At 37.9% G+C, this 20,404-nt stretch carries 22 protein-coding genes; all 22 read left to right on the top strand.

From position 1 onward, the window contains the following. The first annotated feature begins 2 nt into the window (after positions 1-2). The 22 genes from fliP to thiL all read left to right on the top strand — a co-directional run bounded on the left by fliP (position 3) and on the right by thiL (position 20,398). Positions 3-764 (top strand): flagellar type III secretion system pore protein FliP, encoded by a 762-nt coding sequence (fliP, locus tag EPA86_RS05720; protein ID WP_140602457.1) that lies wholly within the window; start codon positions 3-5, stop codon positions 762-764. 51 nt (positions 765-815) lie between these two features. After that, on the top strand, positions 816-1,085 hold the full coding sequence (fliQ, locus tag EPA86_RS05725; protein ID WP_140602458.1) for a flagellar biosynthesis protein FliQ: 270 nt from the start codon (positions 816-818) through the stop codon (positions 1,083-1,085). Further along, a complete protein-coding gene (fliR, locus tag EPA86_RS05730; protein WP_140602459.1) occupies positions 1,085-1,867 on the top strand; it encodes a flagellar biosynthetic protein FliR in 783 nt (260 codons plus the stop codon). The genes fliQ and fliR overlap by 1 nt, the downstream gene beginning before the upstream one ends. Positions 1,868-1,876: 9 nt before the next feature. After that, on the top strand, positions 1,877-3,007 hold the full coding sequence (flhB, locus tag EPA86_RS05735; protein WP_140602460.1) for a flagellar biosynthesis protein FlhB: 1,131 nt from the start codon (positions 1,877-1,879) through the stop codon (positions 3,005-3,007). A gap of 95 nt (positions 3,008-3,102) precedes the next feature. Further along, positions 3,103-5,205, top strand: coding sequence for a flagellar biosynthesis protein FlhA (gene flhA, locus EPA86_RS05740; RefSeq protein ID WP_140602502.1), 2,103 nt, complete (start codon positions 3,103-3,105; stop codon positions 5,203-5,205). A gap of 55 nt (positions 5,206-5,260) precedes the next feature. Next, complete coding sequence (gene flhF / locus EPA86_RS05745) at positions 5,261-6,766, top strand: flagellar biosynthesis GTPase FlhF (protein ID WP_140602461.1); 1,506 nt, start codon at positions 5,261-5,263, stop codon at positions 6,764-6,766. A 39-nt stretch (positions 6,767-6,805) separates the two neighbouring features. Next, on the top strand, positions 6,806-7,648 hold the full coding sequence (locus EPA86_RS05750) for a MinD/ParA family ATP-binding protein (protein ID WP_140602462.1): 843 nt from the start codon (positions 6,806-6,808) through the stop codon (positions 7,646-7,648). Between the two features lie 30 nt (positions 7,649-7,678). Beyond that, positions 7,679-8,398 carry an RNA polymerase sigma factor FliA gene (locus tag EPA86_RS05755; protein WP_140602463.1) on the top strand — a complete coding sequence of 240 codons (720 nt, stop codon included), beginning with the start codon at positions 7,679-7,681 and terminating at the stop codon, positions 8,396-8,398. Between the two features lie 57 nt (positions 8,399-8,455). After that, positions 8,456-8,839, top strand: coding sequence for a chemotaxis response regulator CheY (cheY, locus tag EPA86_RS05760; protein ID WP_118959975.1), 384 nt, complete (start codon positions 8,456-8,458; stop codon positions 8,837-8,839). A gap of 108 nt (positions 8,840-8,947) precedes the next feature. Then, positions 8,948-9,697 carry a protein phosphatase CheZ gene (locus EPA86_RS05765; protein ID WP_140602464.1) on the top strand — a complete coding sequence of 250 codons (750 nt, stop codon included), beginning with the start codon at positions 8,948-8,950 and terminating at the stop codon, positions 9,695-9,697. A 13-nt stretch (positions 9,698-9,710) separates the two neighbouring features. Continuing rightward, complete coding sequence (locus EPA86_RS05770) at positions 9,711-11,873, top strand: chemotaxis protein CheA (protein WP_140602465.1); 2,163 nt, start codon at positions 9,711-9,713, stop codon at positions 11,871-11,873. A 50-nt stretch (positions 11,874-11,923) separates the two neighbouring features. Then, positions 11,924-13,060: a protein-glutamate methylesterase/protein-glutamine glutaminase gene (locus tag EPA86_RS05775; protein WP_140602466.1), complete on the top strand. Its 1,137-nt coding sequence runs from the start codon at positions 11,924-11,926 to the stop codon at positions 13,058-13,060. Then, positions 13,053-13,796 (top strand): flagellar motor protein, encoded by a 744-nt coding sequence (locus tag EPA86_RS05780; protein WP_140602467.1) that lies wholly within the window; start codon positions 13,053-13,055, stop codon positions 13,794-13,796. The genes EPA86_RS05775 and EPA86_RS05780 overlap by 8 nt, the downstream gene beginning before the upstream one ends. Beyond that, positions 13,796-14,809, top strand: coding sequence for a flagellar motor protein MotB (locus tag EPA86_RS05785; protein WP_140602468.1), 1,014 nt, complete (start codon positions 13,796-13,798; stop codon positions 14,807-14,809). The genes EPA86_RS05780 and EPA86_RS05785 overlap by 1 nt, the downstream gene beginning before the upstream one ends. Positions 14,810-14,818: 9 nt before the next feature. Next, positions 14,819-15,607: a ParA family protein gene (locus EPA86_RS05790; protein WP_140602469.1), complete on the top strand. Its 789-nt coding sequence runs from the start codon at positions 14,819-14,821 to the stop codon at positions 15,605-15,607. Next, entirely contained in the window at positions 15,608-16,402 is a 795-nt protein-coding gene (locus EPA86_RS05795; protein WP_211664907.1) for a chemotaxis protein CheW, read from the top strand. It abuts the gene before it with no gap. A 35-nt stretch (positions 16,403-16,437) separates the two neighbouring features. Continuing rightward, positions 16,438-16,932: a chemotaxis protein CheW gene (locus tag EPA86_RS05800; RefSeq protein ID WP_140602470.1), complete on the top strand. Its 495-nt coding sequence runs from the start codon at positions 16,438-16,440 to the stop codon at positions 16,930-16,932. An 87-nt stretch (positions 16,933-17,019) separates the two neighbouring features. After that, positions 17,020-17,490, top strand: coding sequence for a DUF2802 domain-containing protein (locus EPA86_RS05805; RefSeq protein WP_140602471.1), 471 nt, complete (start codon positions 17,020-17,022; stop codon positions 17,488-17,490). Positions 17,491-17,624: 134 nt separating this feature from the next. Beyond that, on the top strand, positions 17,625-18,416 hold the full coding sequence (locus tag EPA86_RS05810) for an MlaA family lipoprotein (RefSeq protein WP_246058277.1): 792 nt from the start codon (positions 17,625-17,627) through the stop codon (positions 18,414-18,416). Between the two features lie 110 nt (positions 18,417-18,526). Beyond that, positions 18,527-18,991: a 6,7-dimethyl-8-ribityllumazine synthase gene (ribH, locus tag EPA86_RS05815; protein WP_140602473.1), complete on the top strand. Its 465-nt coding sequence runs from the start codon at positions 18,527-18,529 to the stop codon at positions 18,989-18,991. A gap of 24 nt (positions 18,992-19,015) precedes the next feature. Then, a complete protein-coding gene (gene nusB, locus EPA86_RS05820) occupies positions 19,016-19,432 on the top strand; it encodes a transcription antitermination factor NusB (RefSeq protein WP_140602474.1) in 417 nt (138 codons plus the stop codon). A gap of 6 nt (positions 19,433-19,438) precedes the next feature. Beyond that, the gene (gene thiL, locus EPA86_RS05825; RefSeq protein WP_140602475.1) at positions 19,439-20,398 is read left to right on the top strand and encodes a thiamine-phosphate kinase; all 960 of its coding nucleotides are present in this window, start codon (positions 19,439-19,441) and stop codon (positions 20,396-20,398) included. Positions 20,399-20,404: the final 6 nt, after the last annotated feature.

The following is a 20,404-nucleotide window of genomic DNA, read 5'->3' on the forward strand; positions in this document are numbered from 1 at the left end:
CTATGAAAAAGGTCGCACTAGCACTTACGGTTTTGGTTTGTGTTTTAGCATCAAGCTTTGGTGTATATGCAGCAGATGATTTGTCTTTATCAGCTTTAACATTGACCACCAACCCCGACGGTTCGCAAGAGTATTCCGTAACACTGCAAATTTTAATCTTCATGACGGCGCTGAGTTTTATACCCGCCGCTATTATCATGATGACTTCATTTACTCGTATTGTTGTTGTGATGGCAATTTTACGTCAAGCTTTTGGTTTACAGCAGACACCTTCTAATCAAGTTATTATTGGATTAACATTATTTCTGACCTTATTTATCATGACACCTGTTTATAATCAGGTAAATGAAACCGCGATTCAGCCTTATTTAGCCGACCAATTAACCTCAGTTGAAGCGATAGATAGAGGAAAAATCCCACTGCGCGCCTTTATGCTAGAGCAAACTCGAGTAAAAGATTTAGATACTTTATCAGCGATGGCCGGTATAGAAACCGTTGATAAGCCAACTGATTTACCTATGACCGTTATCATCCCTGCCTTTATTATTAGCGAGTTAAAAACGGCTTTTCAAATAGGTTTTATCCTGTTTATTCCTTTTCTCATTATAGATTTGGTTGTGGCGAGTATCTTAATGGCCATGGGTATGATGATGTTATCTCCTATGATAGTTTCCTTACCATTTAAGCTTATGTTGTTTGTTTTAGTAGATGGTTGGAATTTAGTTATAGGAACGATTGCTACCAGCTATGGTATGGGCAGCTGATGATGAATATGAAACCAGCATTACTCGTTCATAATATATTAGGGGATTGTGATGGGTCCTGAAGTATTTGTTGATATTTTAAGTGACGCGCTGTTGTTGGTGATTGTTCTAGTCAGTGCTGTTATTGTGCCTAGCCTATGCGTAGGTCTTATTGTTGCGATTTTTCAGGCCGCTACATCTATCAATGAACAAACCTTAAGTTTTTTACCGCGTTTAATTGTTACCTTATTAGCGTTAATCTTTGGAGGCCATTGGGGAGTCCAAAAACTCATGGACTACACCATTCGTTTAGTTGAGAGCATACCTAGTGTGGTAAGTTGATGGAATTCACTGAATCTGTCATTAACCAATACCTTGCGGATTTTATTCTGCCATTTACTCGTATTTCTGCGTTAGTTATGGCAATGATAGGATTAGGTTCAAAGACATTACCTGGTCGTATCAAACTCTTTTTAAGTGTTACCGTGACCATTGCGGTAATGCCTGCCATACCTCCTGCCAATGTTGGTGAGTTGTTCTCTTTTCAAACTGTCATAATTATTCTTCAGCAGATTGTCATTGGTACTATGTTAGGCTTTGTGACCATCATGGTGGTAAATACCTTTACTATGGCTGGGCAAATCATCGCGATGCAATCAGGTTTAGGCTTTGCTTCACTTGTTGATCCTGCAAGTGGTATGAATGTTCCTGCAATTGGTCAATTCTTTTTGATTTTATCGTCGTTACTTTTTTGGGTGATGGATGGTCACTTAGCTTACTTGCAATTTATTGTGGCTAGCTTTGAAACTTTGCCAATTCCAACTGAGCATTTATCTAGCATTAAATATCGTGAACTTGTTGAGTGGGGCAGTTGGATGTTTGCTACAGCGCTCTCTTTAGCTTTAGCGCCATTAACGGCGATGTTATTAATTAATTTTTCATTTGGTATTATGACCAGAGCAGCGCCACAGCTTAATATATTTGCTATTGGTTTTCCCATTACCATGACAGCGGGTCTGATCATAATGTGGTTAACTTTTGGTAATTTTTATACTCATTTCGAAATGCAATGGCAAAGGGCCTTAGATTTTAGCTGTTATTTAATTGATTGTGCGGTGCAATAGGTAACTAATATGGCTGATTCTGATAGCGGTGAAAAAACCGAAGACCCCACGGCAAAGAAACTTTCTGACGCCCGCGGGAAAGGGCAAATACCTCGCTCAAAGGATATGGGAACATTATTCGTTTTAGTGGGTGCTGCTTGTGCCATGTTGTTAATGGGCAATTCATTAGCTAATGCTGTTGCCTCCATGATGAAAAGAATGTTCAGTTTATCTCGCCAAGAAGTGATGGATGTAAATGCCCTATTCAAAGTGATTTATGATAGCGTGAGTTTGGTGGTTGCGCCTTTACTATGGATATTTTTTATTGTTGTTCTTGCAGCATTTGTCGGAAATGTTCTTTTGGGAGGAGTTAGTCTTTCTTGGGAAGCTGCGGCCCCGAAAGCGAGTCGATTATCTCCCATTGCGGGCTTTAAGCGTATGCTGGGTGTTCAGGCTGCGGTTGAATTTATCAAATCATTATTAAAGTTTTTCGTTGTTTTTATCTCGGCTTATTTGTTACTAAGTGGTTTATTTGAAGAAATTTTAGCACTCAGTCTTGAAGACATTCCCAATAACTTTGCCCATGCATCTAACATGTTGTTATGGATGTTTTTAGTGCTAGCGTTGTCTGTTAGCATTATTGTCGTTATCGATGCGCCATATCAAGTTTGGAATCATAAACGTCAGTTAAAAATGACAAAGCAAGAAATAAAAGATGAGCATAAATCTACGGAAGGTAGCCCAGAAATTAAAGGACGTATTAAGCGCACACAATATGAACTTTCTCAGCGAAGAATGATGGCTGATGTGCCTAATTCTGATGTGGTGATTACTAACCCGACTCATTACTCAGTTGCTTTGCAATATGATGCCAAGGTTGGAGGAGCGCCAGTTGTCATTGCTAAAGGTGTAGATGAAATGGCAATTCATATTAGAACGATAGCTAAAGAGCATCAAATTGAAATTATTCCAGCCCCCGCTTTGGCCAGATCTCTGTATTATAGTGCAGAGGTAGGAGAAGATATCCCTGAAGAGCTGTTCGCTGCTGTTGCTCAAGTTCTAGCCTTTATATTCCAGTTAAATGAACATAAAAAAGGTCGAGCTAAAAGGCCTATTCCAATCGCAAAGAACCTACCTATTCCAGACGAATTTAAGTATTAACAGCTAAAAAATTGCTCGTAAAAATCTAAAGTGTTTTCTTGGTACAAGTTTTGCTGATTCCAACTTAGTGTCAAAAAAATAACATGAAGTATTCAATGCAATTAGCTGCTTATTTTAATCGATTTGATAAAAAGAAATTAAACCATTTTACAGGTCTTGGAACACCATTATTGGTTATGGCCGCCCTTGGTATGGTCATTTTACCCATGTCTCCATGGCTACTAGACATATTGTTTTCTTTTAATATAGCGCTCTCTTTAGTCGTTCTACTAATCACCGTTTACACCTTGAAACCTCTTGATTTTGGCTCGTTTCCGGCTGTATTGCTGGTGGCAACAATTTTACGTTTAGCCTTAAACGTTGCAAGTACTCGTGTTGTATTACTAGAGGGGCATGAAGGAACTGCAGCTGCAGGTAAGGTGATAGAGGCATTTGGCTCCGTGGTAATCGGTGGCAATTATGCTGTTGGTCTCGTCGTTTTCCTAATTCTAATAATTATTAATTTTGTTGTTGTAACAAAAGGTGCGGGGCGAATTGCCGAGGTAACAGCTCGATTTACCCTAGATGCGATGCCCGGTAAGCAAATGGCAATAGATGCGGATTTAAATGCTGGCTTTATTACCCAAGATCAAGCACGAGAACGTCGTATTGAAGTGACCAGTGAAGCTGACTTCTATGGCTCAATGGATGGTGCAAGTAAATTTGTAAAAGGTGATGCCATTGCTGGGATTTTAATCCTTTTTATTAATATTGTTGGCGGCCTTGTAATAGGTATGGTACAGCATGACCTTTCATTTGATGAAGCGGTTCAAATATATACCTTATTAACTATTGGTGATGGCTTAGTTGCACAAATCCCAGGATTACTGCTATCGGTTGGTACCGCAATTGTGGTTACACGTCAAAATACCTCACAAGATATGGGTGAGCAAGTTAGTTCACAGCTTGGCCAAGAGAAGTCACTTTATATTGCTGCTGGCGTAATGTTTATTATGGGTATCATTCCTGGTATGCCACACTTTGCTTTTTTATTCTTTGCAGCGATTATAGCAAGTAGTGCATTTTTTGGTGCTAAACATAAGGCAAAAAAAGCGGTTGAATTAAAGCAAATTGCTCATGAAGAAGAGGCTGAAACTAAGCAAAAAGAAGATGAGGTAAAAGAATTAGATTGGGATGACGTTAACCATGTGGATGTTATTGGTTTAGAGATTGGTTATCGTTTAATCCCTCTAGTTGATAAAGCCCAAGGTGGTGAATTGCTAGGTCGTATTAAAGGGGTGAGAAAAAAATTATCACAAGAGTTTGGTTTTTTAGTTCCAGCTGTACATATTCGAGATAATCTCGATTTAGATCCTAATAGTTATCAAATTTCTTTAATGGGTGTGACAATTGGAACAGCTCAAATTAAACATGATCAAGAATTAGCTATTAATCCTGGTCAAGTATTTGGTCAATTAGAAGGTACTATGACCAAAGATCCTGCATTTGGTCTAGATGCTGTATGGATTAATCAAAATCAGCGTGAACAAGCTCAAACACTTGGTTATACCGTGGTTGATGCTGCTACTGTGTTAGCGACTCACTTAAGTCAAATATTAACGAATAATGCCGCACAATTATTAGGACATGAGGAAGTACAGAATTTACTAGACTTACTCGCGAAGAGTTACCCTAAATTGGTCGAAGGATTTATACCAGATACGTTAACTCTAGGTACGGTGGTAAAAGTATTACAAAGCTTAATGAATGAAGGTGTTGCTGTTAGAGATATGCGTTCTATTGTGCAAACTCTAGTTGAATATGGTCCCAAGAGCCAAGACCCAGAAGTGTTAACGGCTGCAGTAAGGATCACATTACGGAAATTTATCATTCAAGACCTTGTAGGCTCAGCACAAGAAATACCTGTCATAACTTTGGCGCCAGAGCTGGAACAGATGTTGCATCAGTCAATGCAAATGGCGGGAGATGATGGTGCAGGTATAGAGCCAGGTTTGGCAGAGCGCTTGCAAAAATCATTAACTGATGGTGCACAACAGCAAGAAATGGCTGGAGATAGTCCGATACTACTAACATCTGGAATATTACGTTCGGTCCTTTCTAAATTTGTGAAATATACAATACCAAGTTTACGCGTTATCTCATACCAAGAGGTGCCAGACGATAAACAAATTAGGATTGTTAGTGCCATAGGTCAATAATATTGTACTTTCGCTAAAGTGATTGCTGAGTTATCGATGTATTAAGGGGTTGGATGTGAAAATTAAACGTTATGTTGCCAAAGATATGCGCACTGCATTAGCACAGATTAAAGAAGAGCTAGGTGTTGATGCTGTAATTATGTCGAATAAGAAAATACCTGAAGGTATTGAGTTAATGGCGGCGGTTGATTACAACCAAGCACCTTCAGCAGTTGAGCCTCAAATAGCAACACCTCCTCAACCCCCTCAAATAAATGAAGATGTTGTCCATCTAAGTCAGCAAGCACCAGCTCCTGTTTCTGATAATGCCAATCAGTCGGAACCTCCAGTTGATAGTTTAGCTGCCCTACTAGGAAGGCAAGTACAAAAAGAGCAACCAAGTATCGGTAATATCGAAAAGGTTGCTATGCCAGAAGATGATATTGAGCAGCAGTTGAAAAGTTTCACAGAACGTCTTAAACATTCAACCCCTGAAGGCATTATTCCTGCACCGACTGAAACACCGGTATCAGCAAGTGAGAGCAATGATACGTTAGATGATACCGATGACTGCATAACATCAGTACCTTCAATTAAAGGAGCGGCTTATCGCAGCAATAGCGCTCAACAAGAAAGTAATCAGGTTTCAACACAAGACTTTAATAAAATGCAGCAAGAGATGGCATCTATAAGGGCTATATTGGAGCATCAAGTCTCTGGCTTGATGTGGCAAGATATGGCTCAAAAAGATCCTCAAAGAGCGGTATTAGTGAACAAGCTGTTAAACCTTGGCTTAAGTGAACAGATAGCGGATCAAATAGCAGGATATGTCCCTGAACAAATCGGTGAACAAGTTGCATGGGAACAGGCTAAACAACTTATTGCTAAACAAATTAACACCACACAAAATGATATCATACAGCGTGGTGGTGTCGTTGCTCTAGTAGGACCTACAGGTGTGGGTAAAACAACAACTATTGCAAAACTTGCAGCTGGTTTTGCTCAAGTACATGGTCATGAGCAAGTCGCGCTAATTTCAACAGATACATTTAGAATTGCTGGCTTTGAACAATTATCGACTTACGGAAAAATTATTGGTTGTCAGGTTAAGTTAGCGAAAGATAGTCAAGAGTTAGATACGCTTTTGCAGCAGTTTGCTAAGAAAAAACTCATTTTAATTGATACTGCTGGAATGGGGCAAAGAGACATGAGGTTAGCTGAGCAACTATCGGCTCTTGTTTCAAATGCTCGCGTTCGTATCAGAAATTACCTTGTACTTGCAGCAAATACCCAGCAAGCAGTAATGCAAGAAAATGTTGATAGGTTTAGAAAAGTTCCGTTATCAGGTTGCATTTATACCAAACTCGATGAAAGCTTAAGTATTGGTGAAATAATTACCACTTCTGTACAAAATGGTTTACCGATAGGTTATCTTACTGATGGACAAAGGGTTCCTGAAGATATTAAAGTTGCAAATGCTGAGAAATTGGTTACTCTTGCAGATAAGATGGCAACTAAATCAGCGAGAGCCAATTCTGCCCGTATGCAGTCCATGCCTATTCCCGGAGCAGCAATGGTTTAGCTATGTTAAGCTAAAAGTTATTATAGAAGTAGTATTTTAATGATCGATCAAGCGAGCGGCTTAAGAAAAATGCAAGAATTACAAAAAGTTAAAGTTATTGCTGTGTCAGGTGGTAAAGGTGGAGTTGGTAAAACCAATGTTTCATTAAATACCGCAATTGCTTTAGGTCAACAAGGTAAACGCGTATTGGTATTAGATGCTGATTTAGGCTTAGCTAATGTTGATGTTATGCTCGGTTTGAGAGTTAAGCGTAATCTATCTCATGTACTATCGGGAGAGTGCGAGTTGGACGATATCATTATTGATGGTCCAGCAGGCGTAAAAATTATTCCTGCTACTTCAGGCTCTCAATCGATGGTAGATTTAACCCCTTCAGAGCATGCTGGTTTAATTAGAGCCTTTAGTGAGATACAAACATCGTTTGATGTTTTGCTAGTTGATACCGCTGCGGGTATTTCTGATATGGTGTTAAGCTTCACAAGAGCAGCACAAGATGTTGTGTTAGTGGTTTGTGATGAACCAACCTCAATTACAGATTGCTACGCTTTAATGAAATTATTGAGTCGCGATCATGGAGTATTTAAGTTTAAAGTTGTGGCAAACATGGTTAGATCTGCCAATGAAGGTCAACAACTTTTTGCTAAACTAACCAAAGTAACAGATAGGTTTTTAGATGTGGCTTTAGAGTTAGTCGCTGTGGTTCCTTTTGATGAAAATATTAGGAAGTCCGTAAGAAAACAACAAGCTATTGTTGAAGCGTATCCTCAATCCCCTGCTGCACAAGCATTTACAAAATTAGCAAAGAAAGTAAATGATTGGCCAATACCCCAACAAGCATCAGGGCACTTAGAGTTTTTTATAGAGCAATTAATAACCCATTAAATTTGAACTATATAGTGAGAATTAAATTACGTGGTAAAAGCTATTACTTACAATAACCAAATTGATAAGTCGCAATTGTTAGAGCAGCATACTGTTTTAGTAAAAAGAATTGCTTACCATTTACTTGCGAGGTTACCGGCAAGTGTCTTAGTTGATGATCTAATCCAGTCGGGAATGGTTGGCCTTTTCGAGGCCGCCAATAATTTTGATAATACTAAAGGCGCTAGTTTTGAAACCTTCGCAGGTATTCGTATCCGTGGTGCTATGCTAGATGAAATAAGACGTGGTGATTGGACACCGCGTTCTGTTCATAAAAATAGTCGAATGGTTAGTGAAACAATCAAGCAACTGGAGGCCAAACTAGGTCGTGATGTTTCTGATGTAGAAGTTGCTGAAAAACTTGATATTTCATTAAATGACTACCATCATATATTAAGTGAGGTTAGTACAGGTAAGATCTTGGGCATTGATGACTTAGGGGTGAATGAAGATGCTATTAATTATAGTGATTCAGTTCAAGTCGATGATCCATATCAAAACATTGAGCATACAGCCTTTAAAAAAGGTTTATCTGAATGTATTAAGTCTTTACCAGAGCGAGAAGCTTTAGTACTGTCACTATATTATGATGAAGAATTAAACTTACGTGAAATTGGACAAGTTCTCGATGTTAGTGAATCTCGAGTTAGCCAAATTCATAGTCAAGCAATGCATCGATTAAAAGCTCGTATGCAATCTTGGCAAAGTTGAGTAAACTAATAATTACCGTTAATATTTATAAATTTGAATGTTTCGCCGGAGGGTGCCTTGGATAAAAATATGAAAGTGCTTGTTGTTGATGACTTTTCAACCATGAGACGTATAGTGAAAAATTTGTTGCGCGATTTAGGCTTTACCAACATTCAAGAAGCTGATGATGGCAGTACCGCACTACCAATGCTTCAAGGTGGTGATTTCGATTTTGTAGTTACTGATTGGAATATGCCTGGCATGCAAGGAATTGACCTATTAAAAGCAATTCGTGCCGATGCTAGTTTGGCTCATATACCAGTGTTACTAATTACAGCAGAAGCGAAAAAAGAGCAAATCGTTATGGCTGCTCAAGCGGGTGTTAATGGCTATATTGTAAAACCATTTACTGCTGCGACACTGAAAACCAAATTGGACAAAATTTTTGAACGATTAGGTTGATTTTTGCACTAACTGGTTTACAAGATAAGCTATGCTGGTTTCTCATATGTGATACAGCATAACTTTTTGTTTACTAATGTAAGTTTGCATAAGTATTAAGGACTTTGCATGAGTATAGCTATGATGGGGCGGATCTCTTTAGAGCAAGCTAGGTCATTGGTTGAATATTTGGAAACTGATCAGCAAGATAAAGCTGATGAGTTAATTGCTGAAATTCAAAATCCAATCAACTCTGAGCTTTTTGCTGAAATAGGTAAGCTTACTCGCCAGCTTCATGATTCATTAACTAATTTTCAACTGGACTCAAGACTAAATGACTTAGCAACTGCCGACATACCAGATGCTAAAGAGCGGTTGAATTATGTTATTGATCGTACAGAAGAAGCGGCAAATAAAACCATGGATGCTGTTGAATCGATTTTTCCCGTTGTTGATGTTATTTCAGATCAAGTACAAAAAGTTAACCCTTCATGGAATAAGTTAATGAATAATGAGCTTGATCTTAAAGAGTTCAAAGCGCTTTGTTTAGATATTGATACGCTTTTAAAAATAACTAATCGTGAAACAACGCAAATTCATACTTTAATGACCGACGTTTTGATGGCTCAAGATTTTCAGGACTTAACGGGGCAAGTTATTAGAAAAGTTATTGATTTAGTTAGAGAAGTCGAAGACAGCTTAATTAATATGTTAACAGCGTTTGGTATTGCATCTGAAGATAGTAATAACCAAGAAAGTAACCAACCTAAGGTTGGGGAAAACCTTGTTGAAGGGCCTATTGTTAACAAAGATAATCGCGATGATGTTGTAGAAGATCAAGATGATGTTGATGATCTTTTATCTAGTTTAGGATTTTAGTGGGAGTTACTGCATGTCTTTTGAAGCAGATGAAGAAATTTTACAGGACTTTTTAGTAGAAGCGGGTGAAATCTTAGAATCACTTTCAGAGGAGTTGGTTGAATTAGAAAATGACGTAGATAATGCTGACTTACTTAATTCAATATTTCGTGGCTTCCATACGGTTAAAGGTGGCGCGGGCTTTTTGAGCTTAACTGAACTTGTTGATGTATGTCACGGTGCTGAAAATATTTTTGATTTGCTTCGCAACGGTCAAAGAAGCGTTACTCCAGAATTAATGGATACAATCTTATCAGCGCTTGATACTGTCAATGATATGTTTGTGTTAGTGCAAAATAGAGAGCCTCTAGTTGCTGCTGATGCTGATTTACTTGCTGAACTACATCGTTTAAGTACTCCTGAAGGGGAAGAAGAGGTGTCTGCAGCACCTGTTGCTGATACTCCCGTTGTGTCACCTGTCTCTGAGTCTTCAGGAAATGATAGCCAAGACAGTGCTGTTGATGAAATGTCAGAAGATGAATTTGAAAAGTTACTTGATGAATTACATGGCTCAGGAAGTGTTCAAGCAGTAAGTTCAGGAACATCTTCGCACACTGAAGAAACCTCCGCCCAAGTATCGCAAGATAGCAGCAGTGATGAAATTACTGATGATGAATTTGAATCGCTTTTAGACGAACTTCATGGTCAGGGTGCCTTTTCTGCTGAATCTAGTGATTCATCTAGTTCGGCAGTGGCAAGTTCAAGCGATGAAATAAACGATGATGAGTTTGAATCTCTGTTAGATGAATTGCATGGAAAAGGTAATGCGCCAAAAATCGTTGAGTCATCTAAGCAAGATGTGGCCAAAGTAGATATTCCGCCAGCTGTTAAACCAGCGAAAAAACCTACTCCTAAGCCTAGTCCTGTTTCCTCTACTGCTCCTAAAGCAGCTAAAAAACCAAAACAAGAGTCTGCTAAAAAAGCTCCTCAACAAGCAAGCTCTCAAGGCGAAACCACCGTAAGGGTGGATACAAAACGCCTTGACCAAATAATGAATATGGTAGGTGAGTTGGTCTTAGTAAGAAACCGATTAACTAGTCTTGGCTTGACTTCGGATGATGAAGATCTAACGAAAGCTGTATCAAACTTAGATGCCGTTACAACGGACTTACAAGGCGCTGTCATGCAAACTCGTATGCAGCCTATTAAGAAGGTGTTTGGCCGTTTCCCTCGAGTTGTACGAGATTTAGCGAGAAGCTTAAAGAAAGATATTAAATTAGTATTAGAAGGAGAAGATACTGATTTAGATAAAAACTTAGTTGAAGCGTTAGCTGATCCTTTGGTGCATTTAGTTAGAAATTCTGTTGACCATGGTGTCGAAGAACCTGATATACGAGAATCTTTAGGTAAACCTAGAGAGGGTACTGTTGTCTTATCAGCCTCACAAGAAGGTGATCACATCTTGTTAACCATCAAAGATGATGGTGCAGGTATGAATGCTGAAAAACTGAAAGAAATTGCAATAGAGCGTGGCGTTTTAGATCATGATGCTGCTGCTAGAATGTCTGATAAAGAAGCGTTCAGCTTGATATTTGCGCCTGGGTTTTCGACAAAAACGGAGATTTCAGAAGTTTCAGGTCGCGGTGTGGGAATGGATGTTGTAAAGACAAAAATCACACAATTAAATGGTACAGTTAACATAGATTCAGAACTCGGTGTTGGTACTGTTTTAGAGATTAAAGTGCCTTTAACACTTGCCATTTTGCCTACCTTAATGGTTGTTGTTGGTGAGCAAACCTTTGCTTTACCTCTTGCAGCTGTAAATGAAATATTTCATTTGGATTTATCTAATACTAATAGTGTTGATGGTCAGCTTACTATTATTGTTAGAGAAAAAGCGATACCACTATTTTATTTAGATCAATGGCTTGTACGTAACTTTGTTGATAAGTCACGAGAAAAAGGTCACGTTGTTATAGTTCAATTAGGAAACCAGCAAGTTGCCTTTGTAGTTGATAGGTTGATTGGTCAAGAAGAGGTGGTAATTAAACCGTTAGATAGGTTGTTACACGGTACACCAGGTATGGCGGGTGCTACGATTACTAGTGATGGTGGCATTGCTTTAATTTTAGATATTCCAAATATGCTGAAATTCTATGCTAAAAAATCACCTGTTAATAAGAAGCTACGCTCTTAACTTTTTTGATTCTAGCAAGTAATTTGTTTTATTTTATGTAGAGATATTAAATGCCATATAAGGTACTTGTTGTTGATGATTCAAGTTTTTTCAGACGTAGAGTCACTGATATAATTAACAAAGATCCAAACTTAACGGTTATTGATGTTGCTGTTAATGGGCAAGAAGCCGTTGATAAATCTGTGTCCTTGAAACCAGATGTCATTACCATGGATATTGAAATGCCAGTACTCAATGGTATTGATGCCGTGAAACAGATAATGGAGAAGTCTCCAACTCCCATTCTTATGTTCTCCTCTTTAACTCATCAAGGAGCAAAAGCAACATTAGAGGCGCTTGACGCAGGTGCTTTGGATTTTTTACCCAAAAAATTTAGTGACATTGCCAAAGATAGTGATGAAGCGGGAAATTTATTAAGACAACGAGTAGTTGAAATTGCAAGAAAGAGAAGTTCAATTCGACCTAAACGTGTATTTAGTTCGAGTATTGCTAAAGCTTCAACAAAAGATGTAACTCAAAAGAGTTCAATTGCTTCTCCTCGTACAGAAAGAACAACTCGAGTTGAAAATGACAATAAAGTAAACTTTGTTAAAAAAAGCTCGGGGAAGGAATACAAATTACTCGCCATAGGAACTTCAACAGGCGGGCCTGTTGCCTTGCAAAAAATACTCACCCAATTTGATAGAAACTTTCCTCTACCTATTATTCTTGTTCAACATATGCCAGCGGCATTCACTTCCGCTTTTGCTAATAGACTCAATGGTTTGTGCAAAATCTCTGTAAAAGAAGCTAGTGATGGTGATGTATTAAAACCTGGTTGTGCATATTTAGCTCCGGGAGGGCGACAGATGATTTTATCTGGATCAGAGTCCTCCCCAAAAATAAAAATTGTCGATGATAACTCTGCAAAAATAACATTTAAGCCGAGTGTAGATATTAGCTTCGCCTCAGCAGCGAAAATTTTCTCTGGTAAGGTGTTAGCCGTCATTTTAACTGGCATGGGGTCAGATGGTAGAGATGGTGCAAAAATGTTAAAGGCTCGAGGTGCAACTATTTGGTCTCAAGATGAGCAATCATGTGTCGTTTATGGAATGCCTCAAGCAATTGATAAAGCAGGGATTTCCGCATTATCTTTACCGTTAGATGCCATGTCTAGTTCGATGAGCAAGGAAGTTGGCTGTGGATAAGTTAAGTATTGCCGGTTTATTAATTGCGATTATTGCAATTTATTTAGGTTTTGCTCTAGACGGAGGGGCTCTTTCTACGCTTTTTGAATTACCCGCTTTCATCATTGTTTTTGGTGGGACATTAGGCGCAGTCATGCTGCAATCTTCTTTAAGTCAGTTTAAGCATGCTTTATCTTTATTAAAATGGGTTTTCTTTCCTCCAAATTACGATGTTGAGCAGGGAATAGAAGATGTTGTGTTTTGGGCAGAGAAGGCAAGAGAATCGGGCTATTTAGCACTAGAAGATATTGCACTTGATGTAGAGGAACCATATACACAAAAAGGGTTGGATTTGTTAGTAGATGGTGTTGAGTTAGATAACTTTCGTACGTCTCTTGAGTTAGATTTAGATTTATACCGCGAACATAATCTTCGTTCTGCAAATGTATATGAATCAATGGGTGGGTATAGTCCTACTATTGGCATTTTAGGTGCTGTTTTAGGCTTAGTTCATGCTATGTCAAATTTAACTGAGCCTGAGCTTTTAGGTCAAGGAATTGCAACTGCGTTTATAGCGACAATATATGGTGTCGGGTTTGCGAATTTACTTTATTTGCCTATAGCAAATAAAATTAGGGCAATTATTCATCAGCAAACTATGTATAGAGAAATGATCTGTGAAGGTCTAGTTTCAATTGCAAATGGTGAAAATCCTCATGCTATTGAAAATAAACTATCGGCTTTTAGGTTGAGTTAATGAATCGTCTCAGACGTAGACGTCATTCAATAGAGCATGACAATGTCCATCGTTGGCTTATTTCTTATGCTGATTATATGACATTACTTTTTGCTTTATTTGTTGTGTTATATGCCATGGCGATGGTTAATGAGAAACCATTTGAGACGATAACAGAGTCGATAGGTAGAATTTTTCAAGCAAATGAACTATTGCCAAAGAATGTAGGGCATGGCGATGATTTGCTTATGGTAAATAGTAGCAAAACCAATAAACGTTTATACGGTGATAGTATTCTTGATGTAGCTGGTCCTGAATTAGTGTCGGGTAAGCAAGACTTATCTAATATTTCAGATGCAGTTACCGGTTCAAACCTAGATTCATTGCAAGAAGAATTAAGTACTGCTTTATATGACATTGTTGAGTCTGGCTATGCGCAATTGCAAATAGACGGGGATTGGCTAGAAATTGAGTTGAATAGTGGTCTTCTTTTCCCCAGTGGATCTTCATCGCCAACAAATTCGGCAAAGGCAATAATTAGCGTAATAAATGATGTTGTTGGTGGTGTCAGTAACTTCATTAGAGTGAGAGGCTATACGGATAATCAACCTATAAATAATGAAATATATTCATCAAATTGGGAGTTGTCAGTACATCGTGCTACAGCTATTTTGAGATTATTTGAAGACCTTGAGTTAAATTCAGCCAGAATGGCTATCGAAGGTTATGGACAGTACTATCCCAGTGCTAATAATCAAACGGCTGAAGGCAGAGCACAAAATAGAAAAGTTGTAGTAGCCATATCTAAATATGGGTTAGAAAAGTCAAATTTACTTAATACACCTACTATAAGTTTAGATGAAGTTGAAAATATAAAGCAAGATAATGAATTACAAGAAGTTGATAATTCGATAAAAGTGATTCGATTAGATAATGGCGGGATTAGAATTACTACAAGAAACGATGGCGCTACTGAAAAAAGCGCACAGAAGAAAGAAGATAGTAATATAAAACAAGATAATGATAATAATTAGGATGTACTCTTGATAGTTTGGACTGTAGCAAATCAAAAAGGTGGCGTTGGAAAAACAACGACTACTATTGCCTTAGCTGGCTTATTAGCTGAGCGTGATCATCGTGTATTGCTAGTAGATACAGATCCTCATGCATCATTAAGTTACTATTTTGGCATCGAATCAGAAGATTTAGATTTAAGTGTGTATGACTTATTTGTACAGGTGTCGTCAAAAGAGCAAATCCTTCAAAGTCTTTGTCCTAGTAAATATAGTAATATTGATATCTTACCTGCAACAATGGGGCTTGCAACATTGGACCGCTCATTAGGTACTAAAGGTGGTATGGGCTTAGTTTTGAAGAAAGCAATTCAGAAGCTAGAAGATGATTATGACTATGTGCTGATGGATTGCCCGCCTGTGTTAGGGGTGCTAATGGTCAATGCATTAGCGGCTGCCGATCGAATTATTGTACCTGTTCAAACAGAGTTTCTTGCATTAAAAGGTTTAGATCGAATGATTAAAACCATGGAGATCATGCAAGGTGAACAAGATGAGCCATTTCAATTTACCATAGTGCCAACTATGTTTGATAAGCGGACAAAAGCATCCATTTTAGCATATAAAAAATTGCAGGAAGTCTATACTGATAAAGTATGGCCAGGTGTTGTGCCAATTGACACAAACTTTAGAAACGCAAGTGTGGCTCAGCAAGTACCATCAGACTATGCCTCAAATTCACGAGGTACATTTGCTTATAAGAGTTTATTGGATTATTTAATGAGTCAAATGAAAAACAGAATAAAGGCGAGCAGTTAAATGGCTAAATCGTTATCTGCCAGTAAAAAAGTAATGAAAAATTATCTGTCAGAATTATTGACAGATGTTGACTTACCTGAAAAAAATGAAATCAAGCCTTCAAAACAGCAATCTATAATATCAAATAGGGTTCCTCGAACAGAAAAAGTAAAAGATAAATCTTTAGAAAAACTACTTGATAATGTTCAGCCCTCTATTGAGCAAGTTGACACGACTCCCCGTGTTGTAGAGCCAGTTGAGCAAGCCCCTGTAACGGCAAAACCTAATAAAGTGGCAGAGCCTATTACAACACAGAAAAGTCTGGCAAGTACTCAACAAGCGAAGGTCAAAGAGAAAACATATAGAGAAGGTGATTTTCAGGCGATGTTTTTTGATGTGGCAGGTTTGATGATTGCTGTTCCGTTAATTGAACTCGGTGGAATACATAAAGTTCATAAAACCAATAGCTTAATGGGGAAACCTGATTGGTTTAAAGGTGTTATGCTGCACCGTGATGAGAAAATAAATGTTGTAGATACTGCTCGTTGGGTCATGCCTGAGAAATGTGATGAACAACTTGTTAATTCATTGAACTATCAATATGTTATAATGTTAAACGAGAGCCATTGGGGATTGATGGCTGAACATTTAGTAGATACAGTGACGTTAACACAAGACGAAGTAAAGTGGCTTGACTCATCAAGTAAGCGACCATGGTTAGCGGGTTTGGTAAAAGAAAAAATGTGTGCACTTTTAGATGTGAATGCGTTAATAAAATTATTAGATGATGGTAGTGGTATCCATCAAGATAAATAAATTTAGTGGTTTTGATAATATAAGAGGCAAATGTTATGTCTGATGAAAGACGAATTTCCAATGAGAATATCGACGTAAACGACGAAGTATTGCAGTGGGTCACTTTTAAGTTAGAGAATGAAACTTATGGCATCAATGTTATGCAAGTACAAGAAGTATTGCGCTACAGTGAAATTGCCCCTGTTCCAGGCGCTCCTTTGTACGTATTAGGGATTATAAATTTACGAGGAAATGTTGTAACCGTTATTGATACACGCTCGCGCTTTGGCCTCGAACCGTGCGATGTTACTGATAATACCAGAGTTGTTGTTATTGAGTCGGAAAAGCAAGTAATAGGTATATTAGTCGATAGTGTAGCTGAGGTTGTTTATTTAAAAGCTTCTGAAATAGATATTGCACCAAATGTTGGTAATGAAGAAAGTGCACAATTTATTCAAGGTGTTTCAAACAGAGATGGAGAATTATTAATCCTTGTGGATTTAGATAAACTACTCTCTGATGATGAGTGGGATGAGTTAAAGCAGTTTTAAAACGTCACATCATTTGCCTAAAGTTGATGAATTTATTTTTTTTAAGGTAAAATCATCAACTTTCCTTCAAACTGGGTATTAACTTTAATGTCTTTATTGGCTGTTCCTATTATTGCAGTGTGTGGCTTATTGGTTTCACTGCTTGTTGTTATCTATTGTGTTTTTACTTTTAAAAAACAAAATAAAAGCGTTAAGCTTTTGCATGCTCAGCAACAAGCAAATGACTTAATGGTTAATGAGTTACAAGGAGTGGTGAATACATTACAGTTACAAGTAAATAATGTTGTCAGCAAAAGTGAGCATGACTTACTTGAAACAACCCAAGTATCAAAACAGTTAGAGCATCGAATAAAAACAATACAGGCTCAGTTACAGTCTTATCAGCAACAAATACAGCAGCTACAAGAAGGCGAAGGTCATGACAAGTTTTATGCTAGAGCCTTTAAATTGGCTGAAAAAGGTGCTGATATAGAAGAAATTATGGCTGAATGCGAACTTCCACGTGCTGAAGCAGAAATGTTACTCTCTGTCTACCTTCAACGAAATAGCACCATATAAATCTTTAAAACTGCCTTTAGCAGTGAACAGAATTCCATGTTAAACTCTGCAAAATTTTTATTCTGTGATGAGGCTATCTCATTACATTCTAACCCCTAACAGACTAAGGCAAGGATTTAAGCTTAGTGAATACCATGATGACATTTTTTATTCGGCTTTCTTTATGTGTTTTTTTATTATCTTTATCAGCATGTTCATCAACTTCGGCAATAGAAGAGGAACAAGTATCTGGTGAAAAAGTAACAGTTAGTTATGATGATAGCCGTGATCCATTAGAGGTAATAAACCGCCCGTTGTGGACTTTTACATGGGATTATGTAGATAAATATTTAGCTAAGCCAGCATCAGAACTATACGTCACTTATACTCCACCATTTGTACGTACTGGTTTGTACAATATGGCGCTCAATTTAAATGAACCTGCGAGTATTATTAACAATTTATTGCAACTGAAATTTAAAGAGGCCGCTAAAAGTACAGGTCGGTTTACCTTAAACTCCACCATTGGGTTACTCGGGTTTTATGATCCAGCCAGTGATTTTGGTTGGAGTGGAGAACAAGAAGAGTTTGGTGAAGTTTTGGGAAGTTATGGAGTAGGTAACGGCCCTTTTTTGGTCATTCCAGGTCTTGGTCCAAGTTCTGTTAGAGAAGAGGTTGGTGACTACGTTGATGGTTTATATTGGCCGATGGCGGTAATAGATTTTTGGCCAAATATCGCGCGATTAAGTATTTTAGCCCTAGAGAAACGTGCAGCTGTTAGAGACCAAGAGCAGATATTATTAGAGTCTGCTGATCCATATGAATTTATTAAAAATGCATATTTTCAAAATATGAATTACCGACTATATGATGGTAACCCTCCTATTATAATTGATGAAGATCAAGAAGCAGAAATTGATGCATTGCTTGATGAGTTTGACGAATAGACTTTTGGTTTATAAATAAATATCTCAATTTTGATAAACGAGTACCTAATCAAGTCGCAATTTGATAGAATTGCGCAAAATTTTTTTACAACCTTATTGGAAATACATAAATGAATATTATTGAAGGTTCATTCGAAGCAAAAGGAAAGAAGTTTGCTATCGTAGTATCACGTTTTAATCACTTTATTGTAGACAGTTTATTAGATGGTGCTGTTGATGCATTAAAGCGTCACGGAAATGTTCAAGATGAAGATATCACAATAGTGAAAGTTCCAGGTGCTTATGAACTGCCATTAGTCGCTAAGAAAGCTGCAAATAAAGGTAGTTATGATGCAATTATTGCTATTGGTGCAGTGATTAGAGGTGGTACACCGCATTTTGATTTTGTCGCAGGTGAATGTAATAAGGGTTTAGCTCAAGTGTGTTTAGAGTCTGAGATACCTGTTTCTTTTGGTGTCATTACTACTGATTCAATTGAACAAGCAATTGAAAGAGCAGGGACCAAAGCAGGTAATAAAGGTGCAGAAGCTGCACTTGGTGCTCTTGAAATGGTCAATGTACTCGCTAAAATTTAATTTTAAAATTAACTGGAATCTATTGTGAAACCATCCCCAAGAAGAAAAGCACGTGAATTAGCCGTTCAAGCTACTTATTCATGGCAACTTAGTCAAAATTCAGTATCGGATGTTGAAGTTAACTTTATAACGGATAACAGCAAACGACGTTTTGATATTGAATATTTTCAGTTATTGTTGCGCGGCGTAACGAGTAATATTAGTGAGATTGATGCATTAATTTCACCTCATGTTGATCGTCCACTTGATGATATTGATCAAGTTGAAAAAGCGATCCTTCGTGTTGCTGTTTTTGAACTAAAAGATTGCACGGATGTACCTTATCGTGTGGTCATTAATGAAGCTATAGAGTTAGCTAAATCTTTTGCTGCGGATGATAGTCATAAGTTCGTCAATGGCGTTTTGGATAAAGCAGTTAAGTTAATTCGCCCTCAAGAATAAGTAGATATGAAAGAGTTTGAATTAATAAAACATTTTTTTGCAGAGCAGAATGTAAAACGAAAAGATGTTGTTATGGGCATTGGTGATGATTGTGCTGTTGTTGCGTCAAGTGAGAACCAACACATTGTCGTGACAACAGACACTCTAGTTGAAGGTGTTCACTTTCCTAAAGATACTGAAGCCAGAGCTATAGGCCATAAGTCGGTTGCGGTAAATCTTTCTGATTTAGCAGCAATGGGTGCTCAACCTAGTTGGATATCACTAGCTATAACTTTACCCAGTGTTGATGAGGCTTGGATTGCAGAGTTTTGTGCTGGTGTGTTTGAACTGTGCGAATTCTTTAATGTTGAATTAATTGGTGGTGATACGACTCAAGGTCCTTTGAGTATCACTATTACTGCTCAAGGATTAGTTCCTGAGAATCAATATTTATCAAGAGCAGGGGCTAAAGCAGGGGATTGGTTATATGTTACAGGTGAACTAGGAGAAGCTGCACTCGCTTTGCAACATATTCTAGGGAAAGTAACTGTTGAGGAGCACTTTGTTGGTCCTCTTATAGAAAAACTTAATTATCCTAAACCTAGAGTGCTTGCTGGTGAAATTATTAGAGACTATGCATCAGCCGCCATTGATTTATCCGATGGACTTATTTCTGACCTAGGTCATATCTGCCAAGCATCAAATGTGGGAGCAAACATAGTTCTAGACGCATTACCATTATCTGAAAAACTAACAAATAGTTTATTAGAAGAAGATGCAATTAACCTTGCTATAGCAGGCGGAGATGATTATGAATTGCTCTTTACTGTGTCAGAAGCAAATAAAGTTGGTGTTGAAACTGCGTTATCTAACGCTGGGGTACGTTTAACTTGTATAGGGCAGTTGAATGCAACCCAAACTATAACCACAACGTTAAATAACAAAGCTGTTCCTATCAACTCAGCAGGCTTTGAGCACTTCTCTTAATTGAGC

The sequence above is a fragment of the Litorilituus lipolyticus genome, from assembly GCF_006439335.1.
Lineage (GTDB): Bacteria > Pseudomonadota > Gammaproteobacteria > Enterobacterales > Alteromonadaceae > Colwellia > Colwellia lipolytica.

What these genes read in the sequence shown, in the direction of transcription:
- fliP (WP_140602457.1), top strand. Translation starts at nt 3, where the DNA reads ATGAAAAAGGTCGCACTAGCACTTACGGTTTTGGTTTGTGTTTTAGCA.
- fliQ (WP_140602458.1), top strand. Translation starts at nt 816, where the DNA reads ATGGGTCCTGAAGTATTTGTTGATATTTTAAGTGACGCGCTGTTGTTG.
- fliR (WP_140602459.1), top strand. Translation starts at nt 1,085, where the DNA reads ATGGAATTCACTGAATCTGTCATTAACCAATACCTTGCGGATTTTATT.
- flhB (WP_140602460.1), top strand. Translation starts at nt 1,877, where the DNA reads ATGGCTGATTCTGATAGCGGTGAAAAAACCGAAGACCCCACGGCAAAG.
- flhA (WP_140602502.1), top strand. Translation starts at nt 3,103, where the DNA reads ATGCAATTAGCTGCTTATTTTAATCGATTTGATAAAAAGAAATTAAAC.
- EPA86_RS05750 (WP_140602462.1), top strand. Translation starts at nt 6,806, where the DNA reads ATGATCGATCAAGCGAGCGGCTTAAGAAAAATGCAAGAATTACAAAAA.
- EPA86_RS05765 (WP_140602464.1), top strand. Translation starts at nt 8,948, where the DNA reads ATGAGTATAGCTATGATGGGGCGGATCTCTTTAGAGCAAGCTAGGTCA.
- EPA86_RS05770 (WP_140602465.1), top strand. Translation starts at nt 9,711, where the DNA reads ATGTCTTTTGAAGCAGATGAAGAAATTTTACAGGACTTTTTAGTAGAA.
- EPA86_RS05775 (WP_140602466.1), top strand. Translation starts at nt 11,924, where the DNA reads ATGCCATATAAGGTACTTGTTGTTGATGATTCAAGTTTTTTCAGACGT.
- EPA86_RS05785 (WP_140602468.1), top strand. Translation starts at nt 13,796, where the DNA reads ATGAATCGTCTCAGACGTAGACGTCATTCAATAGAGCATGACAATGTC.
- EPA86_RS05795 (WP_211664907.1), top strand. Translation starts at nt 15,608, where the DNA reads ATGGCTAAATCGTTATCTGCCAGTAAAAAAGTAATGAAAAATTATCTG.
- EPA86_RS05800 (WP_140602470.1), top strand. Translation starts at nt 16,438, where the DNA reads ATGTCTGATGAAAGACGAATTTCCAATGAGAATATCGACGTAAACGAC.
- EPA86_RS05805 (WP_140602471.1), top strand. Translation starts at nt 17,020, where the DNA reads ATGTCTTTATTGGCTGTTCCTATTATTGCAGTGTGTGGCTTATTGGTT.
- EPA86_RS05810 (WP_246058277.1), top strand. Translation starts at nt 17,625, where the DNA reads ATGATGACATTTTTTATTCGGCTTTCTTTATGTGTTTTTTTATTATCT.
- ribH (WP_140602473.1), top strand. Translation starts at nt 18,527, where the DNA reads ATGAATATTATTGAAGGTTCATTCGAAGCAAAAGGAAAGAAGTTTGCT.
- thiL (WP_140602475.1), top strand. Translation starts at nt 19,439, where the DNA reads ATGAAAGAGTTTGAATTAATAAAACATTTTTTTGCAGAGCAGAATGTA.